This window comes from Mycobacterium seoulense (assembly GCF_010731595.1).
In the GTDB taxonomy this organism is placed as follows: domain Bacteria; phylum Actinomycetota; class Actinomycetes; order Mycobacteriales; family Mycobacteriaceae; genus Mycobacterium; species Mycobacterium seoulense.
In genome coordinates, this window is the sequence record NZ_AP022582.1 from 1,538,612 (window position 1) to 1,556,089 (window position 17,478).

Annotated in this window: 14 protein-coding genes and 2 riboswitches; of the genes, 8 read left to right on the forward strand and 6 right to left on the reverse strand. The window is 68.9% G+C overall.

The window, feature by feature from the left end:
- Positions 1-48: 48 nt before the first annotated feature.
- From G6N37_RS06935 to gcvP, 8 genes are all read left to right on the forward strand, one after another.
- Positions 49-381, forward strand: a complete 333-nt coding sequence (locus G6N37_RS06935; RefSeq protein WP_007170008.1) for a small basic family protein — start codon at positions 49-51, stop codon at positions 379-381.
- Between the two features lie 16 nt (positions 382-397).
- Positions 398-1,237 carry a DUF881 domain-containing protein gene (locus G6N37_RS06940; protein ID WP_163677826.1) on the forward strand — a complete coding sequence of 280 codons (840 nt, stop codon included), beginning with the start codon at positions 398-400 and terminating at the stop codon, positions 1,235-1,237.
- A gap of 28 nt (positions 1,238-1,265) precedes the next feature.
- The gene (gene gcvH, locus G6N37_RS06945) at positions 1,266-1,664 is read left to right on the forward strand and encodes a glycine cleavage system protein GcvH (RefSeq protein WP_163677828.1); all 399 of its coding nucleotides are present in this window, start codon (positions 1,266-1,268) and stop codon (positions 1,662-1,664) included.
- A 262-nt stretch (positions 1,665-1,926) separates the two neighbouring features.
- Positions 1,927-2,388 (forward strand): glycogen accumulation regulator GarA, encoded by a 462-nt coding sequence (garA, locus tag G6N37_RS06950; RefSeq protein ID WP_276042445.1) that lies wholly within the window; start codon positions 1,927-1,929, stop codon positions 2,386-2,388.
- Positions 2,388-3,143, forward strand: coding sequence for a transcriptional regulator FtsR (gene ftsR, locus G6N37_RS06955; protein ID WP_163677830.1), 756 nt, complete (start codon positions 2,388-2,390; stop codon positions 3,141-3,143). Before garA ends, ftsR begins: the two co-directional genes overlap by 1 nt.
- Positions 3,144-3,248: 105 nt before the next feature.
- Positions 3,249-3,743 (forward strand): bifunctional nuclease family protein, encoded by a 495-nt coding sequence (locus G6N37_RS06960; protein ID WP_083174345.1) that lies wholly within the window; start codon positions 3,249-3,251, stop codon positions 3,741-3,743.
- Positions 3,744-4,047: 304 nt separating this feature from the next.
- The gene (locus G6N37_RS06965; RefSeq protein ID WP_179961883.1) at positions 4,048-4,653 is read left to right on the forward strand and encodes a MerR family transcriptional regulator; all 606 of its coding nucleotides are present in this window, start codon (positions 4,048-4,050) and stop codon (positions 4,651-4,653) included.
- A 41-nt stretch (positions 4,654-4,694) separates the two neighbouring features.
- A riboswitch (glycine riboswitch) is annotated at positions 4,695-4,792 on the forward strand.
- A gap of 2 nt (positions 4,793-4,794) precedes the next feature.
- Positions 4,795-4,919: riboswitch (glycine riboswitch) on the forward strand.
- A 51-nt stretch (positions 4,920-4,970) separates the two neighbouring features.
- Positions 4,971-7,808, forward strand: coding sequence for an aminomethyl-transferring glycine dehydrogenase (gcvP, locus tag G6N37_RS06970; RefSeq protein ID WP_163677834.1), 2,838 nt, complete (start codon positions 4,971-4,973; stop codon positions 7,806-7,808).
- Positions 7,809-7,831: 23 nt separating this feature from the next.
- Here the strand turns inward: gcvP and G6N37_RS06975 are convergent, their stop codons facing one another.
- The 6 genes from G6N37_RS06975 to G6N37_RS07000 all read right to left on the reverse strand — a co-directional run bounded on the left by G6N37_RS06975 (position 7,832) and on the right by G6N37_RS07000 (position 17,292).
- Positions 7,832-8,704, reverse strand: a complete 873-nt coding sequence (locus G6N37_RS06975; protein WP_163677836.1) for a haloalkane dehalogenase — start codon at positions 8,702-8,704, stop codon at positions 7,832-7,834.
- Between the two features lie 65 nt (positions 8,705-8,769).
- A complete protein-coding gene (kasB, locus tag G6N37_RS06980; RefSeq protein ID WP_163677838.1) occupies positions 8,770-10,023 on the reverse strand; it encodes a 3-oxoacyl-ACP synthase KasB in 1,254 nt (417 codons plus the stop codon).
- Between the two features lie 235 nt (positions 10,024-10,258).
- Positions 10,259-12,292: a substrate-binding domain-containing protein gene (locus G6N37_RS06985; protein WP_163677840.1), complete on the reverse strand. Its 2,034-nt coding sequence runs from the start codon at positions 12,290-12,292 to the stop codon at positions 10,259-10,261.
- Between the two features lie 108 nt (positions 12,293-12,400).
- Positions 12,401-14,596, reverse strand: a complete 2,196-nt coding sequence (locus G6N37_RS06990) for a malate synthase G (protein WP_163677842.1) — start codon at positions 14,594-14,596, stop codon at positions 12,401-12,403.
- Positions 14,597-14,875: 279 nt separating this feature from the next.
- Positions 14,876-15,916, reverse strand: a complete 1,041-nt coding sequence (locus G6N37_RS06995) for a hemolysin family protein (protein WP_163677844.1) — start codon at positions 15,914-15,916, stop codon at positions 14,876-14,878.
- Entirely contained in the window at positions 15,913-17,292 is a 1,380-nt protein-coding gene (locus G6N37_RS07000) for a hemolysin family protein (protein ID WP_163677846.1), read from the reverse strand. Before G6N37_RS07000 ends, G6N37_RS06995 begins: the two co-directional genes overlap by 4 nt.
- Between the last annotated feature and the right edge of the window lie 186 nt (positions 17,293-17,478).

Consider the following 17,478-nt stretch of genomic DNA (forward strand, 5'->3'; position numbering starts at 1 on the left):
CCTCGGCAGACGGCGCCCCGTGTGCGAGTCCCGGACGGGGAATCGAGCATGATCGGCATCGCCGCGCTGGCGATCGGCATCGTGCTCGGCCTGGTTTTTCACCCCGCGGTGCCCGAGGTCGTGCAGCCGTACCTGCCCATCGCGGTCGTCGCGGCGCTCGACGCGGTGTTCGGCGGCCTGCGCGCCTATCTGGAGCGGATCTTCGACCCCAAAGTGTTCGTGATCTCGTTCGTGTTCAACGTTTTCGTGGCCGCTCTGATCGTCTATGTGGGCGACCAACTGGGGGTGGGCACGCAGTTGTCCACGGCGATCATCGTGGTGTTGGGCATCCGCATCTTCGGCAATGCCGCCGCGCTGCGGCGCCGGTTGTTCGGGGCGTGACCGGGATGGGGCCAGCATGAGCCAGGACCCGCCGGACGGCGCCGCCGAAAGCCGGGAAGCGGCAAGCCGCGCGCAGCACGGCCGCCATGAACTGCCGACGAACAGCCCCCGCCCGGAGATCGGGCCGGTACGCCGGACGGGACTTTCCGGGCTGGTCCGTGGCGGCCGGTCCCGCATGGCGTTCGGGACGTTGGCGGTCCTGCTGTGTCTGCTGCTGGGCGTCGCCATCGTCACGCAGGTCCGCCAGAACGAGTCGGGCGACTCGCTGGAAACCGCGCGCCCCGCGGACTTGTTGGTGCTGCTGGATTCGTTACGGCAGCGGGAGGCCACCCTCAACGCCGAAGTGAACGAATTGCAGAAAACGCTGAATTCGCTTCAGGCGTCCGGTAACAACGACCAGGCCGCCATTGCGGCCGCGCAGGCCCGGCTGGCGGCGCTGTCCATCTTGGCCGGCGCCGTGGGGGCCACCGGGCCGGGCGTCACCGTCACGATCGACGACCCGGGGCCCGGGGTCGCACCGGAGGCGATGCTCGACGTGGTCAACGAACTGCGGGCCGCCGGCGCGGAGGCGATCGAGATCAACGATGCGCACCAGTCGGTGCGCGTAGGCGTGGACACCTGGGTGGTGGGCATGCCCGGCTCGCTGACCATCGACGCCAAGACGCTGTCACCCCCGTATTCCATTCTGGCGATAGGCGATCCACCCACCCTGGCCGCGGCGATGAACATTCCGGGCGGCGCGGAGGACAGCATCAAGCGCGTGGGGGCGAGGATGTCCGTCCGGCAGGCCGACCGGGTGGACGTGACCACCTTGCGACAACCAAAACCGCACCAATACGCTCAGCCCGTCAAGTGAGCAATCACCCAACAGAACAGGACTACTCGTGAGCGATATCCCACCGGACCTGCACTACACCGCCGAACACGAGTGGGTTCGCCGCAGCGGTGAGGACACTGCGCGGGTCGGAATCACCGACTTCGCCCAGTCGGCACTGGGTGACGTCGTCTTTGTTCAGCTGCCCGAGGTGGGCACCGAACTGACCGCGGGTGAATCGTTCGGAGAGGTCGAGTCGACGAAATCGGTCTCGGACCTGTACGCGCCGGTGTCGGGCACGGTGTCCGCGGTCAACGCCGACCTGGAGGGCAGTCCGCAGCTGGTCAACTCCGACCCGTACGGGGCCGGGTGGTTGCTGGACGTCCAGGTGTCGGACGTCGCCGCGTTGGAGTCGGCCATTTCGTCGTTGCTCGACGCCGAGGCCTACCGCGGAACACTGACCGAATGACGATTGCTAATGTGCCTGCCAGCCCCGCGCGGCGACGCGAGCGGCGCGGCAGGCCGGCGGGGGGAAGGCGGGCACTCGGTCTTGCGATCGTCGGGTGGGGGGCACATTGCAGACCTATGCGCGGTACCGTCGACACATCGACACTTGAAGGCACCGGTCTCGGTAATCGGCAGTACCGGGCGGAGAAACCCAGCGAGCAGCCGGCCGAGCGGCCCGGTCAGACAACGCCACAGCGGCCAGTGAGGAGCAGCGCGTGACGGACATGGACAACGACCAGACCTCTGACGAAGTCACGGTGGAGACGACCTCGGTCTTCCGTGCCGACTTCCTCAATGAGCTCGACGCCCCCGCGCAGGCGGGCACCGAGAGTGCGGTATCCGGGGTGGAAGGCCTCCCGGCGGGCTCGGCGCTGTTGGTCGTCAAGCGGGGACCGAACGCCGGGTCGCGCTTCTTGCTCGACCAGCCCATCACGTCGGCCGGTCGGCATCCCGACAGCGACATCTTCCTCGACGACGTCACCGTCAGCCGCCGCCACGCCGAATTCAGGTTGGAAAACAACGAATTCAGCGTGGTCGATGTCGGTAGCCTTAACGGGACCTACGTCAACCGGGAGCCCGTCGACTCGGCGGTGCTCGCCAACGGCGACGAGGTGCAGATCGGCAAGTTCCGCTTGGTGTTTTTGACCGGGCCCAAGCAGGGTGAGGATGGAGGATCCGGAGGCTAGTGAGCGCACCCGATAGCCCGGCACTGGCCGGGATGTCGATCGGGACGGTCCTGGAACTGTTGCGGCCGGACTTTCCCGACGTCACGATCTCCAAGATTCGCTTCTTGGAGGCCGAGGGACTGGTCACGCCACAGCGCGCCGCGTCCGGCTATCGGAGATTCACCGCATACGACTGCGCCCGGTTGCGCTTCATCCTGACCGCGCAGCGCGATCATTACCTGCCGCTCAAGGTCATCCGGGCGCAATTGGACGCCCAACCCGACGGGGAGCTACCGCCCTTCGGCTCGCCCTACGCCGCGCCGCGCCTGGTGTCGGTGGCGGGGGTGGGGGAGGCCGAACCGGGCCCCGGCGCCGGATCCGATACGGCCGCGGTGGCCCCGTCGAGCATCCGGTTGAGCCGCGAAGATCTGCTGGAGCGCTCCGGGGTGGACGGCGACCTGTTGACGGCGCTGTTGAAGGCGGGGGTGATCACCACCGGCCCGGGCGGCTTCTTCGACGAGCACGCCGTCGTCATCCTGCAATGCGCGCGGGCGCTGTCGGACTATGGCGTGGAGCCGCGGCATCTGCGCGCTTTCCGCTCGGCGGCGGACCGGCAATCGGACCTGATCGCCCAAATCGCCGGGCCGGTAGTCAAAGCCGACAAGGCCGGCGCCCGCGATCGCGCCGACGACTTGGCCCGTGAGGTGGCGGCCCTTGCCATCACCTTGCACACGTCGTTGATCAAATCCGCCGTTCGCGACGTTCTGCATCGCTGAGGACTAGACTTCGTCGATAGCTTGGTTTTCGGCGGCAGAGCGAGAATTCGGCGTCGTCGTTGCGCCAAGAACCGACACGGCAGCACATGCGGAGGGCAGACACAAATGGGCGAAGTTCGTGTTGTCGGCATTCGCGTGGAGCAGCCGCAGAACCAGCCGGTCCTGTTACTGCGCGAGACCGACGGTGACCGATACCTGCCGATCTGGATCGGTCAATCGGAGGCTGCCGCCATCGCGCTCGAGCAGCAGGGGGTCGAGCCGCCCCGCCCGCTCACACACGACCTGATCAGGGATGTCATTGCCGCGCTTGGCCATTCGCTGAAAGAGGTGCGGATCGTCGACCTGCAAGAGGGCACCTTCTACGCCGACCTGGTCTTCGACCGCAATATCACTGTGTCGGCGCGACCCTCGGATTCGGTCGCCATAGCGCTGCGGGTGGGCGTTCCCATCTACGTCGAGGAGGCCGTGCTGGCCCAGGCCGGCCTGCTGATCCCCGACGAGACCGACGAAGAGGGGGGCACCACCGTCCGCGAGGACGAGGTGGAGAAGTTCAAGGAATTTCTCGACAGCGTGTCTCCCGACGATTTCAAGGCCACCTAGTCGGTTTTGCGGGCGGTTGCGGGCCCGTCGGGCGGCGTCCTACTGGCTTCGCGGGGCGCCCGGGACGCGTACTAACCTGGGCGTCGACATCACGGATCCGTCTCAACTGGCGGTGGGATGTCGACACGCCTGGCGGATAGCGCGCCCAGTTAGCCCGGCGGCGGCCATACTTTGATCACGACTTAAGGGCGCGGTAGCTATCGAACAGCGTAAGCTCTCAAGCACTCGGGCCCGAGCAAACGTGGCTGCGACGCAGCCAGTGACGCAGCTGGAAACGAAAGCGCGATCGGCGAGAGGAAGCACCGTGGGCGAGCAGCCACGCCAAGAACAGCTGGACCTAGCTGACCACGCGACCACCGCGCCGGAAGCGCCCGTGCAGCCCGGGCTGTTCCCCGACGACTCCGTGCCCGACGAACTCGTCGGGTACCGCGGCCCGAGCGCCTGCCAGATCGCCGGTATCACCTACCGTCAGCTGGATTACTGGGCGCGCACGTCGCTGGTGGTGCCGTCGATCCGCAGCGCGGCGGGCTCGGGCAGCCAGCGGCTCTACTCGTTCAAGGACATCCTGGTCCTCAAGATCGTCAAGCGGCTGCTCGACACCGGGATCTCGCTGCACAACATCAGGGTCGCGGTCGATCATCTGCGCCAGCGCGGCGTGCAGGACCTGGCCAACATCACGTTGTTCTCCGACGGCACCACGGTTTATGAATGCACGTCGGCCGAAGAGGTCGTCGACCTGCTCCAGGGCGGGCAGGGCGTCTTCGGCATCGCGGTGTCCGGCGCCATGCGCGAGCTGACCGGGGTCATCGCCGACTTCCCCGGCGAGCGGGCCGACGGGGGCGAGTCGATCGCCGCCCCGGAAGACGAGCTGGCCTCCCGGCGCAAGCACCGCGACCGCAAGATCGGTTAAGCGGACCGGCGCGGCCCGGCCGGGTAAACTGGGTCACGCATCGCACTCGTGCGGGAGAGTTCCGTGGCGGCCAGCCACGGACGCCGAAGGAGCAACACCTCTCCGCTAACCTCTCAGGCACCCGGACCGCGCGAGTTAACGATGCCTCTGGAAAGCGGTGCCGACCCCTAGCGGTCGGCGCCCGCCGATGGGGAAAGGCGCTCAGACACCAACGGGCGCCGAATCTCTCAGGCGCCCGGCGAACGGGTGAAGACAGAGGGAGAGGGCGGTAGTCCCTTCCTTCTGCACCTTTGTCGACGCCACCAGGAGTTTCGCCAGTGCCCGATCAAGCAACTTTCGCAGCCCGCCACATCGGACCGGACGACCAGGCCGTCGCGGCGATGCTGGCCGTCATCGGAGTCGATTCGCTGGACGAACTGGCCGCCAAGGCCGTCCCCGCGGGCATCCTCGACAGGCTCACCGGCAGCGGCGTGGCACCGGGTCTGGACGAGCTGCCGCCGGCCGCCACCGAGGCGGAGGCGCTGACCGAGCTGCGGGCGCTGGCCGAGGCCAACACGGTGGCGGTCTCGATGATCGGGCAGGGCTACTACGACACGCTCACCCCGCCCGTGCTGGTGCGCAACGTGCTGGAGAACCCCGCCTGGTACACGGCCTACACGCCGTACCAGCCCGAGATCAGCCAGGGCCGGCTGGAGGCACTGCTGAATTTCCAGACGATGGTCGCCGACCTGACCGGACTGGAAGTCGCCAACGCTTCGATGCTCGACGAGGGCACCGCGGCCGCCGAGGCCATGACGCTGATGCACCGCGCGACGCGCGGCGCGTCGAACCGCCTCGCCGTCGACGCGGACCTCTTCGCCCAGACGGCTGCCGTGCTGGCCACGCGGGCGCGGCCGCTGGGCATCGAGATCGTCACCGCCGACCTGCGGGACGGCCTTCCCGACGGTGAGTTCTTCGGCGTCGTCGCCCAGCTGCCGGGCGCCAGCGGCCGGATCACCGACTGGGCGCCCCTGGTGAAGCAGGCCCACGACCGGGGCGCGCTGGTCGCCGTCGGCGCCGACCTGCTGGCGTGCACCCTGCTCACTCCGCCCGGCGACATCGGCGCCGACGTCGCGTTCGGGACCACCCAACGATTCGGTGTGCCAATGGGATTCGGCGGCCCGCACGCCGGATACCTCTCGGTGCACTCCAATCATGCCCGGCAGCTGCCGGGCCGGCTGGTCGGCGTCTCGATGGACGCCGACGGTTCCCCGGCCTACCGGCTGGCGCTGCAGACCCGCGAGCAGCACATCCGCCGGGACAAGGCGACCAGCAACATCTGCACCGCGCAGGTGCTGTTGGCGGTGATGGCCGCCATGTACGCCAGCTATCACGGCGCCGACGGACTGACCGGGATCGCCCGCCGCGTGCACGCCCACGCCGAGACCCTCGCCGCCGCGCTGGGCGACGCGCTGGTGCACGAGGAGTTCTTCGACACCGTGCTGGCTCGCGTGCCCGGACGCGCCGACGAGGTGGTGGCAGCCGCCAAGGCGAAGGGCGTCAACGTGTGGCGCGTCGACGCCGACCACGTCTCGGTGGCATGCGACGAAGCCACCACCGACGCCCACGTCGCGGCCGTCCTGGAGGCCTTCGGCGTGGCTCGAGCGTCGTCGGCCGGCAAGCCGGCCGGTGCGGACATCGCGACCCGCACCTCGGAGTTCCTGACCCATCCCGCGTTCACGCAGTACCGCACCGAAACGGCGATGATGCGCTACCTGCGCACCCTGGCGGACAAGGATATCGCCTTGGACCGCAGCATGATTCCGCTCGGCTCGTGCACGATGAAACTCAACGCGGCCGCCGAAATGGAACCGATCACCTGGCCGGAGTTCGCCCGCCAGCATCCGTTCGCCCCGGCGTCGGACACCCCGGGCCTGCGCCGGCTCATCAGTGACCTGGAGACCTGGCTGGTGCACATCACCGGCTACGACGCCGTCTCGCTGCAGCCCAACGCCGGCTCGCAGGGCGAATACGCCGGCCTGCTGGCCATCCACGACTACCACGCCGGCCGGGGCGAGCCGCACCGCGACATCTGCCTGATCCCGTCCAGCGCGCACGGCACCAACGCCGCGTCGGCGGCGCTGGCCGGCATGCGGGTGGTCGTGGTCGCCTGCCACGACAACGGTGACGTCGACCTGGATGACCTGCGCGCCAAGGTCACCGAGCACGGCGACCGGTTGTCGACGCTGATGATCACCTACCCGTCCACCCACGGCGTCTACGAGCACGACATCGCCGAGATCTGCGCGGCCGTGCACGATGCCGGCGGCCAGGTGTACGTCGACGGCGCCAACCTCAACGCGCTGGTGGGCCTGGCCCGGCCGGGGAAGTTCGGCGGCGACGTCAGCCACCTGAACCTGCACAAGACGTTCTGCATCCCGCACGGCGGCGGGGGACCGGGAGTGGGGCCCGTGGCGGTGCGCGAGCATCTGGCCCCGTTCCTGCCGGGACACCCGCACGCCCCCGAGCTGCCCCAGGGACACCCGGTGTCGTCGGCGCCCTACGGCTCCGCCTCGATCCTGCCGATCAGCTGGGCCTACATCAGGATGATGGGCGCCGACGGGCTGCGGGCGGCGTCGCTCACCGCGATCGCGTCGGCCAACTACATCGCCCGCCGGCTCGACGAGTACTTCCCGGTGCTCTACACCGGAGAGAACGGCATGGTCGCCCACGAATGCATCCTGGATCTGCGGCCGATCACCAAGTCCACCGGAGTGACCGTCGACGATGTCGCAAAGCGCTTGGCCGACTACGGCTTTCACGCTCCCACGATGAGCTTTCCGGTGGCCGGCACGCTGATGGTGGAGCCCACCGAGAGCGAGACCCTGACCGAGGTCGACGCCTTCTGCGAGGCCATGATCGCCATTCGCGGTGAGATCGACCGGGTCGGGTCGGGGGAGTGGCCCGTGGACGACAATCCCCTGCGCGGCGCGCCGCACACCGCCGAGTGCCTGCTGGTCGCCGACTGGCAGCACCCGTACACGCGCGAAGAGGCCGCGTATCCGCTGGGCAAGAACTTCCGGCCGAAGGTGTGGCCGCCGGTGCGGCGCATCGACGGCGCCTACGGCGACCGCAACCTGGTCTGCTCGTGCCCGCCGGTGGACGCCTTCGCCTGAATCCGCGTGGCCCGCGACGCGGGTCAGCCGAAACGCTCGATGATGGCCGCCGCGATTTGATCCGGGGCGTCCTCCTGGATGAAGTGCTTGGCCGTGGGCAATTCGACCAGGACATGGTCGGGAAACGCGGCGCGCATGCGCGGAAGGGTGGGGCCGGGGCGGAACGCGAAATCCTTCATCCCCCAGACGAACAGGGCGGGTTTGGCACCCAGCTTGGCCGGTACCTCCCGGGCGAGTCGCGCCAGTAGCGGGGCGGCGGCCAGGATCTGCTTGGGCATCTCCGCGACGCCTCTGCGGGCGTCGGGGCTGGGCTGCACCGCGCGGTAATGCTGCATCACCGCGTCGCTTGGGCGGTGTTCGGTGCCCGCCGGGATCAGGCGTTCGACGAAGAAGTTGCGGTGCAGGATCGCGTATTGCAGCGGCGGACTGGACATCACCCGGCTGAACATCTTCGTCGTGAATTCGTCGGTGGGCCAGAACCAGGTGTTGCCGAGGATGACGCCGCGCACCCGGTCGGCACGCTCCACCGCGACCGCCATGCTGACGGGGCCACCCCAGTCCTGGCCCATCGTCACGAAGTCGTCCAGGCCGAGGTGGTCGACCAACTCGCCGACCACCCGGGCGTGCTCGTCGACCTTGTACCCGAACCCCGCGGGTCGATCGGAAAGCCCGAACCCCAGATAATCCGGTGCGACGCAGCGGAACCTGTCACGCAGCGCGATGACGATGTTGCGATACAGGAAGCTCCACGTCGGGTTGCCGTGGCACAGCAGCAGCGGCGGCCCTGTGAAACCGGCGGGGCCTTCGTCGATGTAGTGCACGCGCCCCTGGGAACTGTCGAACCAGCGCGACTCGAACGGATAGAGCTTGGGGTCGGGGGTGAAATCGATGGTCATGGCGCTCCTTCGCTAGCGCTCGCGATGCTAGGCGCCGACGGTGACAACACCGATCTCGTGCTTTTTCAGTACCTGCCGAACGCCAGGGCGACGTTGTGGCCACCGAACCCGAACGAATTGTTGATGGCGTACTGGTAGTTGCCGGGCCGCGGCTTCCCCGCCACCACGTCCAAATCGATCTGGGGGTCCAGGTTTTCCAGATTCAACGTCGGCGGAACGACCTGGTCGCGCAGCGCCAGCACGGTCAGTATCGACTCCACCGCGCCGACCGCGCCGACCGAGTGCCCGAGCGCGGATTTGGGTGCGTACACCGCCGGCTTGTTGCTGCCCAGCGCGTTGTTGATGGCCTTGCCCTCGGCCAGGTCACCGATCTGCGTTCCGGTGGCGTGGGCGTTGACGTGGTCGATGTCGTCAGGGGTGAGCCCGGCGAGCTGGATGGCGCGCGTCATCGCGTGCCCGGCGCGATTCCCGCTCGGGTCCGGCGCCACCATGTGGTAGCCGTCGGAGGTCACGCCGGCCCCCATCAGCCGGGCCAGGATGCGCGCCCCGCGCGCCTTGGCGTGTTCCTCGGTCTCGAGCACCATCAGGGCGCCGGCCTCGCCGAACACGAAACCGTCGCGGTCCTTGTCGAACGGGCGACAGGCGCCGGCCGGATTCGCGTTGTTCGTCGACATCACGATCCGCATGTTCGCGAAGGCGGCGATGGGCACCGCCTCGATCCTGGTCTCGACGCCCCCGCAGATCGCGACGTCGGCCTCACCGAAAACGATCGCCTGCCAGGCGCGGGCGATCGCCTCCGAGCCCGACGCGCACGCTGACACCGGTGTCATCACGCCGGCCCTGGCGTGCCGTTCCAGCCCCACCGCCTGAGCGGCGGCGTCGGGCATGTACTTGCTGACAGCCAGCGGCGAGACGGCCTTGACGCCGCGGGCGCGCAGGGTGTCGCGGGTGAACACCAGCTCCTCGCCGGAACCGAATCCGGTGCCGATGGACACCAGCAGGCGATTGTGGTCGACCTCGGGGGCGCCGGCGTTCTCCCACGCCCGCCGGTTGACGACCGCGGACATTCTCGCCAGGTAGCCCGTCCGGCGCAGCTCGGCCGGATTCAGCTCGCTGTCGAATTCCTCCAACAGGTGCCCGCCGATGCGGACCGGCAGGTCGAACTCCTCAACGAACGGGTCGTCGAGCTCACGGATTCCGCTTTGGCAGTCGAGCAACAACTTCCAGGTGGTCTCCGCATCCGTGGCCAATGCGGTGGTCATCGCCATCCCCGTGACGACGACGTTCGGAAGCGCCTGCCCAGTAATCAGATTCGTCATTGCTGTCGTGGATCATCCTTTCGCAGCGCCACCCCGGCCGTCTTCACGGCCCCACGCGTCATCGGGGCACCCTCCCGACGGACAGGAGGGCGCTCGGCTCCGAACCTTCGCACGCTCCCCATAGCGCCGGCCGTGGAATCAACCTCGATCGAGCGTAGCGCCAACGTGGCGTCCCGCCCGTGAAGACCCCGCCGCGACGTTGGCGTTGCCGCTCTTACGCGAGCGTAGCCGGACCTCAGCTCAGAAAGGCGTTGATCGCCGCGGCGAGGTCGGGGGACGCCGACGTGGCAAGGCTCTGGTAGCCACCGCCGCTGAGCTGGGCCACGGCTTCCCACGTAGCCCGGTCCGGGTCGCCGCCGAAGTCGATGACGTTCACCGCGATCGGTTTGGCCGGGTCGGCGCTCTTGCGGATGAAATCCTGCAACCCGGGGCCGTCCAGGCTCTGGTCGGTATGCGGGCCCGCCGTGACGACCAGAATCGAGTTGGTCTGCCCCGCGCGGTAATTCGCCTGCACGTCTTGGTAGATCATCCGCAGGGTGGTGAACGACACGGCCCCGCCGGCCGACGAGTACTGCTTGTCCAACGCCGCCGTCAGCGCCGCCGAACGCGGCTGGCCGTTGACGGGGTCGCCGAGCGGCCCACCGGCCACCTCGGACCGTCCCTCATGGCCGTCGAACGTCCACAACCCCACCACGGCGGTGGGCGGCAACGCCTTGATCTTGTCCTGAAGTGCCGCGATCACGTTCGCCAGCCGGGACTTCCCACCTTCCTGGCCGGGCATCGACTGGTCGAGCATGATGGTCGCCGCCAGTCCGCTCGACGGGGCCGCCATCGCCTCGGCAAGCGTGGCGCGCATCGCATCGTCACCCACGGACAACGCCGGCGGCAGCGCCGGGAACGTGGTGACCGGGCTGCTCGGCGGCGTGACGCCGTTGACCCGGAAGCCGGCCTTGGCCAGCTTGGCGAGTTGGTCGGGCTTGCGCATGAAGCGGGCGAACTCGCTGGCCGCCGAGGTCTGCTCCTGCGTCAGCCACGAGCCGCTCAGCAGCACCGTGGGGTAGTCGGCGACCGGCACGGGTCCCTGCGGCAGCCAGGAAGCGAGCGCGCCCTTGGCGTCTGGCAGCGACTGCCCGCGCTGGAACAGCTGCTGCTCGGTGGTGATCACCGCGTGCACCGGCGCGGTCGCCGGGTCGCCGGGCTTGAGCAGCGCGTTCATCGCCTCCGTCAGCGAGTTGTCGGCCAGTTTGGGTTGGGCGCTCAGCAAGGTGCGCACCGCGCCGGTGCCCTGCGTCGCGGGCGCGCCGGGGGGCACCGTGCCCGCGGCCACCGCTTCCCCGGCCAGGAACGCCGCGTCGCCGTTGCCGTTCGTCGGCACGGCCAGCCGCAGCGACCCCCACGCCGGCAGGTTCAGGCCGGCCAACCCGCTGGGGTTGGTCTGCAGGCCGGGCAGCGCCGCCCAGTTCTGGCTGCCCAGGGCTGACGCGAGTTCCGGCCGGACGGCCAGTACCACCGGCGACGTCACCAGCGAGCGGCTGTCGGTGATCGTCTTCTGCGCCGTGGCCCCGGCGAGCCGCGCGGCCGAGACCGAGCTGCCCGGGATCCACAACGCCGGCTGCCCACCGAGCTCGGCGGGCCACTTGCCGATGAAACCGTTCAGGACGGCGTCCGAGCCCGCCGGTTTGACGCTTACCTCCATGCAGTGGTCGCCGACGGGGCCGGCCGAGGAGTTGTAGCTTTCCGCGGACTGCCGCACCACGTCGGCGATCGACGGGTCGGCGATGACGGCGACCGTCTCCTTGCCGCCCACGCAGCGCCCGGCGGCCTTGTGCGAGCGGTTGGACAGCGCGTCACCGAAGAAGCTCCACAGGATCACGGTGCCCACCACCACGATGACCGCGACCAGGGCCACGATCACGCCGATGCTGACTCCGCGGCGCCCGCCCTCGCTGCGATGACCGCCGCGCCAATCGCCGAGTCCGCGGTGGCCGCGGCTGAACAGCGACGGCGAGGAGGCCGGCGGCTCGGACGCCGCCGGCCCCGGCTGCCGCGGCGGGAACTCCGGGTACTCGTCGGCGGTGCCGTCTTCGAACGCGTCCTCGGCGTAGAGGTCTTCCCCGGCGGAGTAGTCGTCCGCCGAGAAGTCCTCGTCGGGCGGGTAGTGACCCTCGTCCGGGTAGTCGTCGGTGACGGGGTGACGGTCGTCCGGCTCGCCGCGTTGGTACGGCTCGTCGGCGGAGTCCTCAGGGTCGGGCAAACTGTGCCTACCCATAGCGGTGCCCGTCGCCTTTCCGTTGATCCGTCCGACTTGTTGTCAACCCGCCGCTGATCTTAGTCACCAGCGGGCTCGATGCGTGGCGAGCCCGATTAAGGCACGAACTCAATTTGATTGCGCCGCGCGGGCCTTGGCTTCGCGACGGCGGCGATGCAGGATCGGCTCGGTGTAGCCGTTGGGCTGCTGCGTGCCGGTCAGGATCAGGTCCTGGGCGGCCAGGAACGCCAGGCTGTCGTCGAAGTTGGGCGCCATCGGCAGGTAGGCCGCATCCTTGGCGTTCTGCGCGTCCACCAGCGGCGCCATCCGCTCCAGGCTGGCCCGGACGTCCTCCTCGGTGATCACGCCGTGGCGCAGCCAATTGGCCAGCAACTGGCTCGAGATCCGCAGCGTGGCACGGTCTTCCATCAGCGCCACGTCGTGAATGTCGGGCACCTTCGAGCAGCCGACGCCCTGGGCGACCCAGCGCACCACGTAGCCGAGGATCGACTGGCAGTTGTTGTCGACCTCCTCACGGATCTCCTCGGGAGCCCAGGCCAGTTCCTTGGCCAGCGGGATGGTCAGCAGCTGGTCGATGTTGGTGCGCTTCTCGCCCGCCAGCTCGTCCTGCACGGCGCCGACGTCGACGTAGTGGTAGTGCATCGCGTGCAGGGTTGCCGCCGTCGGGGAGGGCACCCACGCGGTGGTCGCGCCCGCCTTGGGCTGGCCGATCTTCTGCTCGACCATGTCGGCCATCAGCTCGGTCATCGCCCACATGCCCTTGCCGATCTGCGCCTTGCCCTTGAAGCCGGCGGCCAGGCCGATGTCGACGTTGGCGTCCTCGTAGGCCTTGATCCACGTGGTGTTCTTCATCGCGCCCTTGCGGATCATCGGGCCGGCCTCCATCGACGTGTGGATCTCGTCGCCGGTGCGGTCCAGGAAGCCGGTGTTGATGAACACGACGCGGTCGGCCGCGGCCTTGATGCACGCCTTGAGGTTGACGGTGGTGCGCCGCTCCTCGTCCATGATGCCGACCTTGAGGGTGGCCTGCGGCAGGCCCAGGACGTCCTCGACGCGGCTGAACAGCTCGCAGGTGAACGCGACCTCGTCGGGGCCGTGCATCTTGGGCTTGACGATGTAGATGGACCCGGTGCGGCTGTTGACCAGCGGCCCGTTCACCTCACCCGTCCTGAGCCCGTGGATCGCGGTCAGGCCGGTGAACAGCGCGTCCATGATGCCCTCGAACACCTCGTTGCCGTCCGCGTCGACGATGGCGTCGTTGGTCATCAGATGCCCGACGTTGCGGACGAACAGCAGGCTGCGACCCGGCAGGGTCAGCTGGCCCTCACCGTCGGGCGTGGTGTAGGTGCGGTCCTGGTTGAGCACCCGGGTGAAGGTCTTGCCGTCCTTGGCGACCTCTTCGGACAGGTCGCCCTTGTTCAGCCCGAGCCAGTTGCGGTAGCCCAGCACCTTGTCGTCGGCGTCGACGGCGGCCACGGAGTCCTCGAAGTCCATGATCGTGGTCACGGCCGATTCGAGGACCACGTCCTTGATGCCGGCGCGGTCGGTCTTGCCGACGGGCGACTCGGGGTCGACGAGGATCTCGATGTGCAGGCCGTGGTTGACCAGGAGCACCGACCAGTCGGGGGAGCCGAGTTCGCCGGTGTAACCGGCGAACTTCTCCGGGCTGGCCAGCCCGACGGCGCCGTCGGCGGTCGCGACCTTCAGCTGGCCGTCTTCGACGGACAGTCCCGTCGCGCCGGCCCAGGAGCCGGCTTCCAGCGGCACCGCCTCGTCGAGGAAGTTGCGCGCGTAGGCGATGACCTTGTCGCCGCGAACCTTGTTGTAGCTGGTGCCCTTTTCGGCGCCGTCGCTCTCGGGGATGACATCGGTGCCGTACAGGGCGTCGTACAGCGACCCCCAGCGCGCGTTCGCCGCGTTCAGCGCGAACCGGGCGTTGAGCACCGGGACCACCAGCTGCGGGCCCGCGGTGGTGGTGATCTCGTCGTCGACACCCGAGGTCGTGATCGTGAAGTCCTCGGGTTCGGGCAGCAGATAACCGATTTCGGTGATGAACTGCCGGTACGCGTCGACGTCGAACGGCTCGATCACGCGTTGCCGGTGCCACTTGTCGATCTGGGCCTGCAGCTCATCGCGGCGGTTCAGCAGGTCGCTGTTCTTCGGGGTGAGGTCGGTGACGACTTTGTCCACTCCCGCCCAGAAGCTGTCGGGGTCGATGTCGGTGCCGGGCAGGGCCTCGTTGTTCACGAAGTCGTAGAGCACTCGGGCGACGCGCAGGTTCCCCGCCGACACGCGATCAGTCATGTTTCTCCTCCATAATGAAGCCTCTTCAAGCCGCCATTGGCTCGGAGCGGCAATGCCTTCAGCGTACCGAGCAGCAGCCCGGTGAGCGTATTCGCCCGACCTACCACACCAGGTCAGACCGCGCTGACAGCTGAAAACCATGCCGCTGCGGCGAGCCCGGGGATCAAATCCCAGCAACGCATCAACGCGCCGGCGATCCTGCGCCCTCCAGCACTTTCTTGACTGGTAACCGTTGAAATCATACGGGCTCCCCGCCGACCGACCCGGGGACCAGTCCTCCTACGCGTCGCGCATCGTCCCGACGAGGTCCTCGACCAGGTCTTCCATCGCCACCATCGCGACCACGTCGCCGCCGGCGTCGGTGACCAGCGCCAGATGGCTGTTACTGCGGCGCATCCGGGACAACGCGTCGGCCAGGGGCAGCGACCTGGGCAGCCGGGGAAGGGGGCGCACCATCGCGAGGTCGATCACTGTGTCGGGGTCGTCGCCGAGGGTCAGCATGTCCTTGATGTGCAGGTAGCCGATGAAGTCGCCGTTGACGTTGGCCACCGGAAACCGCGAGTAGCCGGTCTGGGCCAGGGCTTGCTCGACGGCGCCGACGGTCGGGCCGCTGCCCGCGGCGGCCACGGGCACCGCGTGCACCTCGGGGAGCGGGACCGCCACGTCGCCGACCACCCGGGTGCCGATCTGCAGCGCCCGGGTCAGCCTGGTGTGTTCCTCGCGGTCCAGCAGCCCCTGGGACACCGACTCGGCGATCATCTCGCTCAGCTCGATGGGGGAGACGGTGATCTCGAGCTCTTCCTTGGGTTCCACGCCCAGCGCGCGCACCACCACGCTGGCGCACTTGTTGTAGAACACGATGAACGGCCGCGCGGCGCGCACATAGGCCAGGTAGGGCGGCACCAACAGCATCGCCGTGCGCTCGGGACCGGCCAGCGCGATGTTCTTGGGCACCATCTCGCCGAGCAGCACGTGCAGCGTCACCACGATCGCCAGCGCGATCGCGAACGACAACGTGTGCAGCAGCGCCGGGGGAATGCCCGTGAGCCCCAGCGCCGTGCGCAGCAGGCTGGAGACCGCCGACTCGCCGATCCGCCCGAGCAGCAGCGAGGCGGCCGTGACTCCGAGCTGGGCCCCGGCGAGCATGGCCGGCAGCTGCTCTCCGGCGCGCATGACGGTGACCGCGCGGGCCTTGCCCTGTTCGGCCAGCGCTTCGAGGCGGTCACGCCGGGCCGAGATCAGCGAGAATTCCGCCCCGACGAAGAAGGCGTTCACGCCGATCAGCAGGATCGCCAGGAACACGCCCATCGGGTCGCTCATCGGGGCCCCCCTGCCGCCGGGCCCTCGCTGCGACCATGCAGCTCGGTCAACTCCAGCAGGTCGATGCGGCGGCCGTCCATCCTGATCACGGTCGCCTGCCAGCGCAGCGAGGTGTCCAGCAGCCCGTCGGCGTCCAAGGCCGGCAGCTTCACCGTCTCGCCGGCCACCGGGATATGGCCGAATTCGCGCAGCGCCAGCCCGCCGATGGTCTCGTAGGGACCTTCCGGGGCGCGGAAGCCGGTGGCGGTGGCCACCTCGTCGATGCGCAACAGGCCCGAGACCCGCCAGCCGGTTCCGGCCGCCACCACGTCCGGGGTGGCGTCGTCGTGTTCGTCGCGGACGTCGCCGACGATCTCTTCGATCAGGTCCTCGACGGTCACCATGCCGGCGGTGCCGCCGTACTCGTCGACGACCATCGCGGTCTGCAGGCTGTTGGCGCGGATCTCGGCCATGACGGCGTCGCCGTCCAGCGTCGACGGCACCACCGGGACGGGCTGCGCCACCGTGGTCAGCGGTGTGCGTGCCCGCTCGGCCGCCGGAATGGCCAGCACCTGTTTGACGTGCACGATGCCGACGGTTTCGTCGAGGTCGCCGTCGACGATCGGGAATCGGGAGTACCCGGACTCGGCGGCCGCGGCCACCAGGTCGGCAACCGTGTCGTCGGTCTGCAGCGCCACGATCTTGGACCGGGGCGTCATCAGTTCCTCGGCGGTCAGTGCGCCGAATTGCAGCGAGCGCCGCACCAGCGACGCGGTGGCCGCGTCCAGGGAGCCGCTGCGCGCCGAGGAACGCACCAGTGACATCAGTTCCTGCGGCGAGCGCGCCGATCGCAGCTCCTCGGCCGGCTCGATGCCCAGCTGGCGCACGATCCAGTTGGCGGCACCGTTGGTGAGCCGGATCGCCGGGGTGAAGAGCAGCGAGAACAGCAGCTGGACGCCCACCACGGCCCGCGCGGTGGACAGCGGCCGCGCCACGGCCAGGTATTTCGGGACCAGCTCGCCGAACACCATCGACACCGAGGTGACGATGACCAGCGCCACGAACGCCATGATCGCGTCGGCCGCCCGGTCCGAAATCCCCATCGCGTCGAACCAGGGGTGTGGCAGGTTGGCCAGCATCGGATCGGTCAGGTAACCCGCCGCCAATGTGGTTGCCGAGATGCCCAATTGGGCGCCGGACAGCTGAAACGACAGCTTGTGGTGCGCGCGCCTGATCGCGCGGTCACGCCGTCCGCCGCCGCGGGCGTTGGCCTCCACCGCGCTGCGGTCCAGCGTCGTGAGCGAGAACTCGGCGGCGACGAAGACCGCGTTGCCGAAGATGAGCACGGCGATGGCCACGACGCTGATCACGGTGACAGTGGTGGCGGTGACGTTCATCGATCGCCGCCGCCCGCCGGCCGATGGCCCTTGCGATAGGCCGGGGGAGGCTCCGCATCGGGCGATTCGTCCGGCGACCGCCGCGCCCGAAAGCCCATGGCCTGCATGGGTGCCTGCGGCACGTCGATCCCTTCGCTGCCTGGAGCCGGTGCGGACGCGGTCGCCTCCGTCGTTGCTGATTTATGG

Excerpts from the sequence above, each read along its gene's own strand:
- G6N37_RS06935 (WP_007170008.1), top strand. The coding sequence starts at position 49 with ATGATCGGCATCGCCGCGCTGGCGATCGGCATCGTGCTCGGCCTGGTT.
- garA (WP_276042445.1), top strand. The coding sequence starts at position 1,927 with ATGGACAACGACCAGACCTCTGACGAAGTCACGGTGGAGACGACCTCG.
- G6N37_RS06940 (WP_163677826.1), top strand. The coding sequence starts at position 398 with ATGAGCCAGGACCCGCCGGACGGCGCCGCCGAAAGCCGGGAAGCGGCA.
- G6N37_RS06990 (WP_163677842.1), bottom strand. The coding sequence starts at position 14,596 with ATGACTGATCGCGTGTCGGCGGGGAACCTGCGCGTCGCCCGAGTGCTC.
- kasB (WP_163677838.1), bottom strand. The coding sequence starts at position 10,023 with ATGACGAATCTGATTACTGGGCAGGCGCTTCCGAACGTCGTCGTCACG.
- G6N37_RS06985 (WP_163677840.1), bottom strand. The coding sequence starts at position 12,292 with ATGGGTAGGCACAGTTTGCCCGACCCTGAGGACTCCGCCGACGAGCCG.
- G6N37_RS07000 (WP_163677846.1), bottom strand. The coding sequence starts at position 17,292 with ATGAACGTCACCGCCACCACTGTCACCGTGATCAGCGTCGTGGCCATC.
- G6N37_RS06960 (WP_083174345.1), top strand. The coding sequence starts at position 3,249 with ATGGGCGAAGTTCGTGTTGTCGGCATTCGCGTGGAGCAGCCGCAGAAC.
- G6N37_RS06995 (WP_163677844.1), bottom strand. The coding sequence starts at position 15,916 with ATGAGCGACCCGATGGGCGTGTTCCTGGCGATCCTGCTGATCGGCGTG.
- G6N37_RS06975 (WP_163677836.1), bottom strand. The coding sequence starts at position 8,704 with ATGACCATCGATTTCACCCCCGACCCCAAGCTCTATCCGTTCGAGTCG.